10 protein-coding genes are annotated in these 13,041 nt (G+C 62.5%); 8 read left to right on the top strand and 2 right to left on the bottom strand.

Going from position 1 to position 13,041, the window contains the following annotated elements:
* Positions 1 to 19 precede the first annotated feature (19 nt).
* The 4 genes from CFE35_RS09545 (at position 20) to CFE35_RS09530 (ending at position 4,453) form a co-directional block, all read left to right on the top strand.
* Positions 20 to 1,597: an acyl-CoA synthetase gene (locus CFE35_RS09545; protein WP_292930357.1), complete on the top strand. Its 1,578-nt coding sequence runs from the start codon at positions 20 to 22 to the stop codon at positions 1,595 to 1,597.
* A gap of 66 nt (positions 1,598 to 1,663) precedes the next feature.
* Positions 1,664 to 2,548, top strand: coding sequence for an enoyl-CoA hydratase (locus tag CFE35_RS09540; RefSeq protein WP_292930356.1), 885 nt, complete (start codon positions 1,664 to 1,666; stop codon positions 2,546 to 2,548).
* Positions 2,549 to 2,731: 183 nt separating this feature from the next.
* Positions 2,732 to 3,655, top strand: coding sequence for an MBL fold metallo-hydrolase (locus CFE35_RS09535; RefSeq protein ID WP_292930355.1), 924 nt, complete (start codon positions 2,732 to 2,734; stop codon positions 3,653 to 3,655).
* A gap of 12 nt (positions 3,656 to 3,667) precedes the next feature.
* Positions 3,668 to 4,453: a sulfite exporter TauE/SafE family protein gene (locus CFE35_RS09530; RefSeq protein WP_292930354.1), complete on the top strand. Its 786-nt coding sequence runs from the start codon at positions 3,668 to 3,670 to the stop codon at positions 4,451 to 4,453.
* A gap of 38 nt (positions 4,454 to 4,491) precedes the next feature.
* Here the strand turns inward: CFE35_RS09530 and CFE35_RS09525 are convergent, their stop codons facing one another.
* Positions 4,492 to 5,700 (bottom strand): TCR/Tet family MFS transporter, encoded by a 1,209-nt coding sequence (locus CFE35_RS09525; RefSeq protein ID WP_292930353.1) that lies wholly within the window; start codon positions 5,698 to 5,700, stop codon positions 4,492 to 4,494.
* Between the two features lie 151 nt (positions 5,701 to 5,851).
* Positions 5,852 to 6,439 carry an NAD(P)H-dependent oxidoreductase gene (locus CFE35_RS09520; protein WP_292930352.1) on the bottom strand — a complete coding sequence of 196 codons (588 nt, stop codon included), beginning with the start codon at positions 6,437 to 6,439 and terminating at the stop codon, positions 5,852 to 5,854.
* A gap of 308 nt (positions 6,440 to 6,747) precedes the next feature.
* On the opposite strand from CFE35_RS09520, the gene CFE35_RS09515 reads away from it, so the two are divergent.
* The 4 genes from CFE35_RS09515 (at position 6,748) to CFE35_RS09500 (ending at position 13,031) form a co-directional block, all read left to right on the top strand.
* Positions 6,748 to 8,013, top strand: coding sequence for an acyl-CoA dehydrogenase family protein (locus CFE35_RS09515; protein WP_292930351.1), 1,266 nt, complete (start codon positions 6,748 to 6,750; stop codon positions 8,011 to 8,013).
* Positions 8,014 to 8,153: 140 nt separating this feature from the next.
* Positions 8,154 to 8,828: a glutathione S-transferase family protein gene (locus CFE35_RS09510; RefSeq protein WP_292930350.1), complete on the top strand. Its 675-nt coding sequence runs from the start codon at positions 8,154 to 8,156 to the stop codon at positions 8,826 to 8,828.
* 40 nt (positions 8,829 to 8,868) lie between these two features.
* Entirely contained in the window at positions 8,869 to 10,938 is a 2,070-nt protein-coding gene (locus CFE35_RS09505; RefSeq protein ID WP_292930349.1) for a PQQ-binding-like beta-propeller repeat protein, read from the top strand.
* Positions 10,935 to 13,031 carry a PQQ-binding-like beta-propeller repeat protein gene (locus CFE35_RS09500; protein ID WP_292930348.1) on the top strand — a complete coding sequence of 699 codons (2,097 nt, stop codon included), beginning with the start codon at positions 10,935 to 10,937 and terminating at the stop codon, positions 13,029 to 13,031. The genes CFE35_RS09505 and CFE35_RS09500 overlap by 4 nt, the downstream gene beginning before the upstream one ends.
* The last annotated feature ends 10 nt before the right edge of the window (positions 13,032 to 13,041 follow it).

Below are 13,041 nucleotides of genomic sequence, written 5' to 3'. Positions count from 1 at the left end.
GAATCCATGGGAGAATAAAATGTCTGAAACCAACCCGGCGGGCGAAGCGGTTGCCCCAGAGAAGTATGGCTTCCATCCCGCCGCCTTTGCAGCGGCCAATCCCGACAAGCCTGCGATCATCATGGGCGAGAGCGGTCAGGTCATCAGCTTCGGCGAACTCGACCGGCTGAGCAACCAGGTCGCGCAGCTGCTGCGCGCATCAGGCGTCGAGACTGGCGACAAGATCGCCATCCTGCTCGACAACGATCCGCTCTATCTGGTGCTGGCCTGGGGCGCGCAGCGCGCGGGCACGTTCATGACCACGGTGCCCTATCGCCTGACCGGGCCCGAGACCGAACATATCCTGACAGATAGCGGCTGCAAGGTGCTGCTCTCGCACCAGAAATTTGCGCCGCTCCTCGATGAGACAGCAAAGCTCGTGCCGGGCGTGCGCCAGTTCCGCCTTGGCGGTGAGGGCGATGCAAACCTCGAGGCCGCGCTTGCCGCGCAGCCTGCCACACCGATTGCCGACGAGCGTGGCGGCACCGATCTGCTCTATTCATCGGGCACCACCGGCCGGCCCAAGGCGGTCAATGTCGGCCTGCCTGAAGATCCGGCAGTCGATGCGCGGCACTGGATCGGCGATATGGTCATGATGTTCGGGGCTACCCCGGATTCGGTCTATCTCTCGCCGGCCCCGATGTATCACGCGGCCCCAATCCGCTGGTCGATGGCCTTCCACCGGATCGGCGCGACGGTTGTCGTCATGGAGCATTTCGATGCCGAGCACGCGCTCGCGCTGATCGAGAAGTATAAGGTCACCGACAGCCAGTGGGTGCCGACGCATTTCGTGCGCATGCTCGATCTGCCCGAAGACGTGCGCGCCAAGTATGACCTCTCAAGCCACCGCAACGCCACCCATGCTGCCGCGCCATGCCCGGTCGGTGTCAAGCAGGCGATGATCGCTTGGTGGGGGCCGATCATAAAGGAATACTATGGCGCGAGCGAAGGCGTCGGCTTCACGATGATCGACAGCCCGCAGTGGCTGGCGCATCCGGGCTCGGTCGGGCGCGCAGTGATCGGCGTGGTCCACATCTGCGACGAGGATGGCAATGAGGTTCCCGCGCGCAGCGAAGGCCATGTATTCTTCGATCCGTTCATCCGCTTCAGCTATCTCAACGATCCCCAAAAAACCGCCGATTCCTACAACAAGCACGGCTGGGCCTCGGTCGGCGATATCGGCTGGCTGGATGAGGAAGGCTATCTCTACCTCACCGACCGCAAGAGCTTCATGATCATCTCGGGCGGTGTGAACATCTATCCGCAGGAAATCGAAAACCTGCTGATCATGCATCCCAAGGTTCAGGATGTCGCGGTGATCGGTGCGCCCGATGCGGCGATGGGCGAGCGCGTGGTTGCGGTCGTCCAGCCCAAGGACATGGCTGCCGCAGGGCCCGAACTTGCGGCCGAGTTGACTGATTGGCTTGGCCCCCAGATCAGCCGCGTGAAGCTGCCGCGCCAGATCGATTTCCGCGCCGAATTGCCGCGCGAGCCCACCGGCAAGCTGTTCAAGCGCAAGCTGCGCGATGAGTACCGCGAGGCTGCAGGTCAATCATGACCCCGCGCCAGATATAGATAGTAACCGACTTGCCCGAACGAAACGATAGATCTGAAAGGACCCAAGATGACTGACAATGCGACCGAACAAGCCCCGACTTTCGAGACGATCCTCTATGAAAACCCCGCGCCGCATGTGGCGCGCATCGTGCTCAATCGCCCGGCCATGATGAATGCGCAGGACACCCGCCTGCTTTATGAACTCAACAGCGCCTTCAACATCGCGGCGCGTGACGACGAGATCAAGGTTGTCATTCTGGCAGGCGCAGGCAAGCACTTCTCGGCGGGCCACGATCTCCACGAAGACCCGCGCAAGGTCGACTACTCGCCCTACGAGCCCGTCGGCACATGGTGCGGTTTCGGCTGCGAAGGCGCCGAAGGGCATTTCCAGCGCGAGAAGGAAATCTACCTCGGTTTCAGCGAACGGTGGCGCAATTTTGCCAAGCCGACCATCGCTGAGGTGCAGGGCGCCTGCATCGCCGGCGGGCTGATGCTGGTATGGCCGTGCGATCTGATCGTGTGCTCGGACGATGCGCGGTTCATGGACAACACCGTCGACATGGGTCTTGCCGGCGCCGAGTTCTTCAATCACCCCTATGAGCTTGGCATCCGCAAGGCGAAGGAACTGCTGTTCACTTCCGGCTGGTGGGATGCGCAGGAAGCGCACCGTCTCGGCATGGTCAACCATGTCGTGCCGCGCGCCGAACTTCCGGAATTCACGCTCACGCTGGCCAAGCGGATCGCGAAAATGCCGCTCTTCGCGTTGAAGTGCACCAAGGAGGCGATCAACAACGCGCAGGACGCAGCCGGGCGTTCGACTGTCATGAACGCGCAGTTTGCGCTCCACAATCTCGGCCATTCGCACAACATGATGAAGTACGGGATGATGATTGATCCCAACTCGGAAGCTGCTGCCAAGTCGAAGGCCGCAGCCTACAACGAGAAGAAGTAAGACCGGCGGTTCTGCCGGGATGTACCCGGACCCGCCTCTGCGTGGGTCTTGTTGTGCCTCCCGGCAGGTCCTTGATCCGTGCCGGTGTCAGAGGCATCGGAATTACCAACCCACCGCGCTTGCAAACGCGCCTCGCAGGGCGTAGCGCCATTAGTTACTATTAGTAATAAATGGCGCTGTAGCATGAACGATTCTCCAGCCCTTCTGGCCCAGGATCTTGTCGCCCAGGCCCTTGCGACCGATGCGCGGCCGGTTGTCCGCACGTTCTTTGATCCTGAAACCTACACCGCCACACATGTCGTCCACGATCCGGCATCGCGCCGCGCGGCGATCATTGATCCGGTCCTCGACTTTGATCCTGCATCGGGCCGCACCGCCAGCCACAATGCAGATGCGGTGATCGCCTATGTGCAGGGGGAGAGGCTGACGGTTGACTGGTTGCTCGAAACCCACGCCCATGCCGACCATCTCTCGGCTGCGCCCTATCTGAAAGAGGCACTCGGCGGGGAGATTGTGATTGGCCAGGGGATCGTAGGCGTGCAGCGCGTCTTCGTCGATATTCTGGGGGAGGCGGCGCATGTTGCGTGCGACGGTTCGCAGTTCGACCGGCTCGTGGACGATGGCGATCAGTTTGCGCTGGGCAAGATCCCGGCGCTGGCGCTGCACGTGCCCGGCCATACACCGGCCTGCATCGCTTATGTGATCGGCGATGCTGTCTTTGTCGGTGATACGCTGTTCATGCCCGACTACGGCACCGCGCGTGCTGATTTTCCGGGCGGCGATGCGCGGACGCTGTTCCGCTCGATCAGGCGCCTGATGGCGCTGCCGGATGCCACGCGGGTCTTCGTCTGCCACGATTACCTCGCGCCGGAGAGGACCGACTATGCGTGGGAAACCACCATCGGCGAGGAGCGCCGGGCTAACGTCCACGTGCATGAAGGCGTGAGCGAGGTCGATTTCGCCGTGATGCGCGAGGCACGCGATAAGACGCTGTCGATGCCGCGCCTGATTCTGCCCGCGCTGCAAGTCAACATTCGCGGCGGCCGCCTGCCCGAACCCGAAGCAAACGGCGTGCGCTATCTCAAGCTTCCGTTGAACGCGTTTTAGGGACCACCCGCCATGCTCGATCTGCTTCACGATGCGCTGGGAGCTGGCAGCGGGGTGCTGGTTGGGTTCACGCTGGGCCTTGTCGGCGGTGGCGGCTCGATTCTCGCGGTGCCGCTGATGGTCTATGTCGTCGGAGTCGCCAGCCCGCATCTGGCAATCGGCACGAGTGCGCTGGCGGTTGCGGCGAACGCTGCCCTCGCGCTGCGCTCGCACGCTCGCGCCGGCAACGTGAACTGGCGCTGCGGCTTCATCTTTGGCGGCGCGGGCATCGCCGGGGCGCTGGCCGGTTCCACGCTGGGCAAGGTGTTTGACGGACAGAAGCTGCTTTTCCTGTTCGCGCTGTTGATGATCGCAATCGCGGCGGCCATGTTTGCCGGTCGCAAGCGCGAGGGCGAGGAGGGGATGCGCTGCACCGCGCAGAACAGCCCGCGCGTGGTCCTGTTCGGCTTGGGGACTGGACTGCTTTCCGGATTTTTCGGCATCGGTGGAGGCTTCCTCATTGTGCCCGCACTGGTTGCCTCCACCCGCATGCCGACCTACCGCGCCATCGGCACGTCGCTGGTTGCAGTCACTGCCTTCGGGCTTAGCACGGCAACGAACTATGCGCTTTCCGGCCTGGTGGACTGGACGCTGGCCGCCATGTTCATCGCGGGCGGCCTCTTGGGCAGCATGGTTGGCGCGGCGGCGGGGCGGAAGCTCGCGGCAGACAAAGGCGCTCTGGGGACGGCCTTTGCCGCCGTCGTACTGGTGGTCGCACTCTACATGCTGTCGCGCAGCTGGGCGGCGTTCTTCGGTTGAGTTCGCCGATTCCTGGCCTGCATTGTGCGGGCTCAGGTTCAGGCCAGCGCGGCGCTCCGACCGGAACGCTGGGCGATCGCAGCGGCGAGCGCAAACACTGCGCCAGCGACGAGAAATCCCGCATAGGGGACCGTGTCGCTCGTTACCCCATATAGCCAGCCGAAGAACAGCGGTGAGGCGATGCCCGCCACGCTGCCCATGCTGGTGATAGCGCCTTGCAACTGGCCTTGCTCGCGTTCGGAAACGCGCGCGCTCATCAGTGATTGCAGCGTGGGGATGGCGAGCGCCCACATCGCGTTGGGAATAAGTGCGGCCGCGAAGAGCCATGGTGTCGGCGCGGCGGCAATCGCAACAAAGCCGATGGTCCCCGCGAGAAGGCCGACAACCAGCGTGTTGCGATCGCCAAGCTTGTCGACAACCTTGCCGATCACCCACCCTTGCATGATCAAATCAAGCGCGCCCATCGCGGCCATCAGCAGGCCAACCTGCATCATGCTGAAGCCGAAGTGGTGCTGGGCATAGAGCACGTAAACCGCCGAGAACACGTGATATCCGAAATAGAGCAGGAAATTGACGAGCGAGAGGTCGGCCAGTTCGGTATGCGAACGCAGCAAGCGCAGCGCACCCAGCGGATTGGCCCGGCTCCAGGCAAACGGCATCCGACGATCTTTCGGAAGCGATTCCGGCAAGACAAAGCAGCCGTAAAGGAAGGAAACGCCCGCCAGGGCTGCGGCCACCCAGAACGGCGTGCGCGCCCCCCAGACGGCCAGCGTGCCGCCCAGCGCCGGGCCGATCACGAACCCTGCAGCCCACGCCGCGCCGACCAGGCCAAACGCCTTCGAGCGGTCCTCCGGCGCGGTGATATCGGCCATGTAGGCATAGATCGCGGTGAAACTGGAAGAGGTGATGCCGCCGAGCATGCGCCCGACCACCAGCCAACCGAGATTGGGAGCTAGCGCCATCAGCACCCAGTCTGCCGCGAGCCCTGCCGCCGATACAAGCAGCACCGGCCGCCGCCCGAAGCTGTCGGAAATAGCGCCGACCAGCGGTGAGAAGGCAAACTGCATCGCGCCCCACAGCGCCACCAGCAAGCCGGTCCAGAACCCGGCGTTCGCCGCGCTTCCCACCAGGCTTTCAACCAGCGATGGCATGACCGGAATAACCAGTCCCATCGCCATCACATCCATGAAGGCCGAAACAATGATGAAGGCGATGCCCGGCTGAAAGCGCGATGTTGCTGGCTGCACTGGGGCGTATTCTTTCAGATAACGGCCTTGCCGTTTCGTCCTACGGCCGATTGCGGCAACGAACTGCAGGTCTTGCCCGCTCAGTCCGCTGCACCGCCCGGCTCTGGGCGGGCCAGAGACGACCAGCTCAGAGCCATAGGTATCGGACTGCTTACTTGGCGATTCGCGCGCCCAGATCCTGCGCGGCAACCAGTTGGGCAGCGGCGTCAGAGGTTTCCGATTCCCAGAAAAACTGGAAATTCTCGACCTTGCAGCCGCAATATTCGAAGATGCCCTCGCCGATCACCTTCTTCACGGCGTCGAGATAGCCGTGGCGTTCGAACGAGCCGATATCACCGCCAGCCACCAGCGCGACCTGCACGGTCAGCTTGTCGAGCTTGGGAACGAAACCGCCCTCGGCCGAGTATTCAAAAGCCCAGCCGTTGACGAAAACGCGATCGATCCAGCCCTTGAGCACCGCCGGCATCGACCACCAATAGACCGGGAACACCAGCACCAGCTGGTCGGTGTCATCAAGGCGGGCCTGCTCGGCCAGCACGTCGGCGGGCAGCGGCTGGACCTGGTGGTATGCGGCGCGGTCTGCTGCGGCGAAGGTGGGGCTGAAGCCCTGAGCGATCAGATCGGCAATCTCGACGGTGCCACCCTTGCCGCTGCCAGTCAGGCCTTCGGAAATCTTCGTGGCAATGCTGTGAGTCAGCGAATTTGCATCGGGGTTGGCAACAACGATCAGGGTCTTCATCGAGATTTTTCCTTCGGTTTGGTCAAAATCAGGCGCCATCACGCCAACACCCCCGCATAAAGCATCGACTGACAGAAGTTACAAGTAGTAAGCTGAGGGTCTGTCGTTTGAAGGTTCTTGCTGCGGGGCCGTCACAGAACTCGCGCCCGTCGTCTCTGCGTTCTGCCCAGCACGTTCGTCTGGCGAGAGTGCCGTTCCGCAAAGTGCTGCTCCTTTACGTGATTTGATCCTGATCAAAGCCTCCAGGCGAAAACGACATATCAAATGGTATGTCAGAAATCCACCGAACGAACAGGAGAATTCAGACCATGAACGCGCCAATCATCGGAGCATTGCAGGCTGAGCCCGCCGTGATCCCCACCCGATTTCCCGGACATCTGACAAGCCGCACCAAACTGAGCAGCGCGCAAGACTATCTTGACGCTGCCCGCTCGATTCAGCCGTTGCTCAAGGCCAACGCCGCGAAGGCGCGGCAGATCCGCCGCCCAGCTGATGAGAGTGTCGCAGCGGTGGTCGAGGCTGGCCTGATCGGCATCCTGCGGCCCAAGCGCTATGGCGGCCCTGGGCTGGAACTAAGCGACATGATCGATGTTGCCGACCTTCTGGCGGAAGGCTGCCCCGGCACGGCTTGGGACTATGGCGTTTGGGAACTGCACAACTGGATTGTCGGCATGCTGCCAGAGCAGGGCCAGGCGGAAGTGTTCGGCAGCGACGACAACCTGGTCATCTGTTGCGGGGTATTCAATCCGGCGCTGGCCCATGCACGGCGCGTCGAAGGGGGCTACATGCTGAAAGGGCGCTGGTCCTATGGCAGCGGCTCGACGCACGCCAACTGGGCCTGCTCGGTCGCGATGGTCCCCTCCGATGTTGAGGGCGCTGCGCCTGAGGCCCGGATGTTCGTATTCCCGAACACGGATTTCGACGTGCTCGACACCTGGCACGTGACCGGGCTTTCGAGCACCGGCACGCATGATTTCTGCATTGGGGATGAAGTCTTCGTTCCGGAGCATCGCACGCTGAGCGGTGCGGAGGTCTATGGCGGCACCGCGCCCGGTGCGCTGCTGCACGATGAAGCGACGTTCCGCTTGCCGGTGCTGCCCGGTGCACACTTGTTCGGAGCCGCAACCGCAGCAGGCGCGACACGGGCGGCGATCACGGAATTCCGCAACTTGACCGCCAAGCGCGTACGCGTGAACGGGACGAAGCAATACGAAGCTGCTGCCCCGCTGGCGCGCATTGCCCGCGCAATCATCGATGCCGAAGCGGCGATCGTGCTGCTGCGCAAGACCGTTCGCGATGTTGAGGCCGAAGTGCGCGCCGGCCGTGCGTTGACGCTTGAGCAGCGCGCGAAAGTGCGCATGGTTTCGGGCTATGTGCCCGATCTTTGTCGGCAGGCGGTCACCTCGTTGGTCGGCGCATCTGGTGTCACCGCGCTCGCGGAAGGCAACGAACTGATCGCTTTGCTGCTCGACGTGACCGGCATGGCGAACCACGCCTCGACCGATTATGATCTAGGCCCTGAAAACTACGGACGCGTCCTCATGGGACTCGATCCGTCGAATCCGAAGATCTGAGCGCGGCGCGCGACAATCCGGGCGTGGTGGGAAGGGGTGGTCGTTGGCACCCCTTTTCGCATTCGGTCGCCATGCGATCAGGAGGCGTGTTGACAAGCCCCGAGGCAGTGCATACCAACTGATATATTACCCGTGGTAAGGTGGCCGATCCGGAGTCGGTTGAAGAGGGAATCGTCCTGCTCGTCGTGCATCATCTTGGCATTTCACAGTCTGAACGGATTGTCTGGCTTTGCGAGGAGTTGGGCCTGCCATATGAATTGCGTCGGTATGACCGCGACCCTCAGACGATGCTGGCCCCGCCTGCGTTCAAGGCCCTGACTCCCATGGGCGTGGCCCCGGTGATCGAGGATAGCGGTGTTGTACTGAGCGAATCCGGCGCAGTGATCGACTATATCCTGGCGCGCTACGGGCAGGGGCGGCTTGTGGTCGGCCCGGCTTCGCCCGATTACCCGGAATACCTGTTTTGGTATCACTTCGCGAATGGCACGATGCTTCCAGCCGGAGCCAAAGTCCTCGCCGCACAAGTTATGCAGAGCGATCATCCGTTCCTCGTCGCGTCCGGCAATGCCCGCCTCGACAAGGCCTATGATGTGATCGAGGCGCGGCTTGCTGAAGCGACCTTTTTTGCCGGTGCGGAGCTTACGGCCGCAGACGTCATGATGGTCTGGCCGCTAACGTCCCTGCGCGCCTTTGCTCCGCGCGATCTGGCACCCTATCCCCATCTCAGAGCCTATCTGCAGCGGATCGGTGCGCGCCCTGCCTATCAGGCGGCGGTGGCCAAGGCCGAACCTGAATTTCGTCCACCGCTGGGCTAGCCGGCTTGGGCAACACGCCAGTACACTTGAGGGTAGTAGCATGATCAAACGCATGATTGGCTTGGTGGCGGCGCTCAGCATGACCGCGACCGCCCTTGCCGGGGCTGGATCCACAACCGCAGGCAATACGGACTGGCTGCAACTCGGCAATGGCAACGAGATGCAGCACCACAGCGAGCTTGATGCGATCAACCGCGAGACCGTGGGGCAGCTCGAACTGGCGTGGTGGACGCAGGAGCCCAGCGATTTCGGGCTAGTTGGCAATCCGCTGATCAAGGACGGCCGCATCTTCCAGGGCGGGCCGCACGGCACGATCATCGCCAACGATGTGCGCACCGGAAGAGTATTGTGGACTTACAGGGCACCCTATGACCTCGAAGGCATCACTAACAGTGGCTATGCCGCGAGGAACATGAACCGGGGTGTGGCGCTGGCGGGCGGCAATGTCATCGTTGCCGCCAATTGCGTGCTCTATGCCGTGGATGAAAAGACCGGCAAGCTCGTATGGCAAGCCAGAACGTGCGACCCGCGCCAGCGCTACGCCGTAACCCAGGCCCCGCGCGTTGGCGATGGATTGGTGTTCATCGGTAACGGCTGCGGCGACACCGGGATGACCCGCGGTTTTGTCGATGCTTTCGATGCGCGCACCGGCGCGCGCAAGTGGCGCTTTTACACGGCGCCCGGCGATCCGGCCAAGCCGCAGGACAGCGCGCTCTATGAAAAGGCCGCCGCGACCTGGGGCACCAACTGGTACGAAAAGACCCATGGCTGCGCCAGCGCGTGGGATGCGATGACCTTCGACGACAAGTTGCACCAGCTCTACATCGGCACTGCCGCTCCGGGACCGTCTGATCCCACGGGCCGTGCGGCTGATGCAGGCGACGAGCTGTTTGCCGCCGCAATCGTTGCCGTGGATTCGCGCACCGGTGCCTACAAGTGGCACTTTACGCAGACCCCCAACGATGCATGGGACTATGATTCCTCGATGGGCATCATGATCGCCGATCTTCCGATGAACGGAACGGTGCGCCGCTCCGTGATGTCGGTGCCGAAGAACGGGTTTGCCTATGTGCTCGATGCCCAGACCGGCGCCTTCATTCACGGCAGCGCCTATACAAAGGTCAACTGGGCCAGTGGGCTAGACGCAGCCGGACGTCCGATCCGCAACAATGAGCCCGCCGAATACTGGAAGAAGCCTGATCACGAGGCCGTCGTGTTCCCCAACGGCATGGGCGCGCATGGCTGGGAAGCGATGGCCTTCGATCCAAAGTCCAATCTGCTCTACATTCCTACCCTGCACGCGCCGATGCTGGTCAAGCAGGCGACCAAGCAGTTCACCGGGGTCTATTTCGACTTCACCTACGGCCATGATTCCACCGACCCCGAACTGCGGCCTTTTGGCGAAGTGGTCGCCTATGATCCGATTGCCAATGCGGTGCGTTGGCGCACTCGCCACCCGATGCCGATGAACGGCGGCCTGCTGCACACCGCTGGCGGACTGGTGTTTCAGGGCATGGCCGATGGCCGGTTGATTGCGTTCGATGATCGCACCGGCAAGGAACTGTGGAGCCGCCAGACCGGCGGCGCCATTCGCAGCGCACCTTCAACCGTAATGGTGGGTGGCGAGCAGTACATCATTGTCAGCACAGGCGATGGTACTGGCGCAGCTTCGGGCCCGATGATGCAACGGTATGATTCCGCCCCAGAAGTGCGCACGCCGCCGCGTCTGCTGGCCTTCCGCTTGCGCGGCAAGCATGCCTATCCCCCGATGGCCGGGGCTCCGGAGCCGGTGCCCGAGCCACCTGCTCCGCGTCAGGATGCGATGCTGGCCAAGGACGGTGAGATGTTGTTCGAAGGCTATGGCTGCACCACGTGCCACGGTGCGGATGGCGGCAATTCGTCCACGCCTGCGATCCCCAACCTCAACCGCATGCCGCCCCCCGATATCGCGATGTTGAGCGAAGTTGTGCAGAAAGGCGCCCTTGCCGGCTTGGGCATGCCCAAGTTCGGCTCCATGACCGACGAAGATGTGAAGGCGCTTTACGCTTATATCATCAACAAGGCGTGGGATGCCCACGAGCGGACGGGAAGGCCAAAGCCTGGCAAGTGAGCATCTACGCCGAACTTGACCGCAAAATTCTTGCAGGACTGGCGCGGTTGGTATTGTCCCTCGGGCTGGGCGGGTGCCTTGGTCCGGCGGACAACACCGACTGGCCCCTCCTGGGCAATACGGCCGAGATGCAGCATCATGCGCCGCTCGATCAGATTAACCGCGATACGGTCGCAAGGCTGGGCCTCGCCTGGTCGGCCGAAATGCCCACCAGCTATGGGCTTGTCGGCAATCCGCTCATCCAGCATGGGACGGTGTTTCAGGGCGGGCCGGGCGGGCAGATCTTTGCCAGCGACATCCGCACTGGCCAACTGAAGTGGCATTTTGCCGCAACCTACGATCCTGTGAGTGGCGAAAGCCAGTCTCTCGCCGGGATGTGGGGGCGGCAGATGAACCGCGGCCTCGCGCTCTACAAGGACATGGCCATCATCGCGACCGGCGATTGCCGGTTGGTCGCGGTTGATCAGCACACCGGAAAGAAGCGGTGGGAAGCGCAATCTTGCGACGCATCGCAGATGTATGGCATTTCGGGCGCGCCGCGCGTGGGGGATGGGCTGGTATTCATCGGCAATGCCTGCATGGATACCGGCGCCACGCGGGGCTTTGTCGATGCCTTCGATGCCGAAACGGGCTTGCGCAAATGGCGCTTTTATACCGTTCCCGGCGATCCGGCGACCGAGAGGGACCCGTTCTATCAGAAAGTGGCCAAGTCTTGGGGCACGGATTGGTATAAAAAGACCCAGGGCTGTGGCAGCGTCTGGGACGCGATCACCTTCGATGAAAAGCTGCACCAGGTCTATATCGGCGTGGGCGGTCCGGCGCCGACAGATCCAAGCCAGCGCGCCGCCGATGCGGGCGATGAACTGTTCTCCAATTCGGTGGTCGCGCTCGATTCCCGCACCGGCGCCTATAAGTGGCATTTCAAGGAAGTGCCTAACGATGGCTGGAACTTTGAACCCAGCGTCGGCATCATGATCGCCGATCTGCCAGTTGCCGGCAGCCCGCGCCGCACGGTGGTTTCCGTGCCCAAGAACGGCTTTGCCTATGTGCTGGATGCGCAGACCGGCAAGTTTCTTTCGGGCAACAACTATGTCTTTGTAAACTGGGCAAGCGGGCTGAAGCCTGATGGCCAGCCGATCATGGCAGATGCAGGGGCATTCTGGAAATTTCCCGGCAAGAAGATGCTGGTCTATCCCGGCGGCATGGGCGCGCATGGTTGGGAAGCGCTGGCTTTCGATCCGGCGCGCAACGTCCTCTATATTCCCGCCATGATCATCCCTTTCCTCACCACGAAGATGCCCGATGCCAAGATTGGGGGAGTGTCGTTTGACCTGTTTGCGGGCGAACGCGCCGATGCGCCGATCAAATCGCACGGTGAGGTTGTGGCGTTCGACCTTGTCGCCAATAAAGTGCTGTGGCGCGCCCGCGATCGAATGCCGGTCAACGGCGGGCTGCTGCATACCTCGGGCGGTTTGGTGTTTCAGGGCATGGCTGACGGGCGCCTTGTCGCACGCGATGATCGCACCGGCAAAGTGCTGTGGAGCCATCAGACCGGCGGCGCCATTCGAGCGGCCCCTTCGGTGGTCATGGTCGATGGCGAGGAATATGTGATTGTTTCCACCGGCAACGGAGCTTCCTCATCCACCGCGGCGCTTGTCGCGCGGTACACGTCAACGCCCGAAGCCCGCACGCCGCCCCGGTTGCTGGCGTTCCGGTTGGGCGGAAAGGCGCCATACCCCGCGCTGGCGCATGTTGAACCCGTGCCCGCGCCGGCGCAGCCCCGCCAGGATGTCGCAATGGCAAAGCATGGTGCGGACTTGTTCGAAGGCTATGGCTGTTCGCTGTGCCATGGCTCTGATGGCGGTGCCTCGGTTGGGGGCGGGGTGCCCAATCTCAACCGCATGCCACCGCCAGACTTTGTGACCTTCAGCAAGGTTGTGCAGCAGGGTCTGCTCTCAAGCGCCGGGATGCCGCGGTTCCGCGACATGACAGACGCTGATGCTCGCGCGATCTATGCTCATATCATCAACAAGGCATGGGACGCGCATGACATCGGTGCCAAAGGGAGCGAGGACAAACGCGGGAAGATGTAGCGCATCACCA

It is taken from the genome of Novosphingobium sp. PASSN1 (assembly GCF_002278815.1).
Note: the sequence above shows the minus strand (reverse complement) of the source record. Positions and strands in the feature narration are given on the sequence as shown.

Bases quoted from the DNA above. Each gene is read 5' to 3' on its own strand.
- CFE35_RS09545 (WP_292930357.1), top strand. From the start codon at position 20: ATGTCTGAAACCAACCCGGCGGGCGAAGCGGTTGCCCCAGAGAAGTAT.
- CFE35_RS09505 (WP_292930349.1), top strand. From the start codon at position 8,869: ATGATCAAACGCATGATTGGCTTGGTGGCGGCGCTCAGCATGACCGCG.
- CFE35_RS09530 (WP_292930354.1), top strand. From the start codon at position 3,668: ATGCTCGATCTGCTTCACGATGCGCTGGGAGCTGGCAGCGGGGTGCTG.
- CFE35_RS09535 (WP_292930355.1), top strand. From the start codon at position 2,732: ATGAACGATTCTCCAGCCCTTCTGGCCCAGGATCTTGTCGCCCAGGCC.
- CFE35_RS09540 (WP_292930356.1), top strand. From the start codon at position 1,664: ATGACTGACAATGCGACCGAACAAGCCCCGACTTTCGAGACGATCCTC.
- CFE35_RS09520 (WP_292930352.1), bottom strand. From the start codon at position 6,439: ATGAAGACCCTGATCGTTGTTGCCAACCCCGATGCAAATTCGCTGACT.
- CFE35_RS09515 (WP_292930351.1), top strand. From the start codon at position 6,748: ATGAACGCGCCAATCATCGGAGCATTGCAGGCTGAGCCCGCCGTGATC.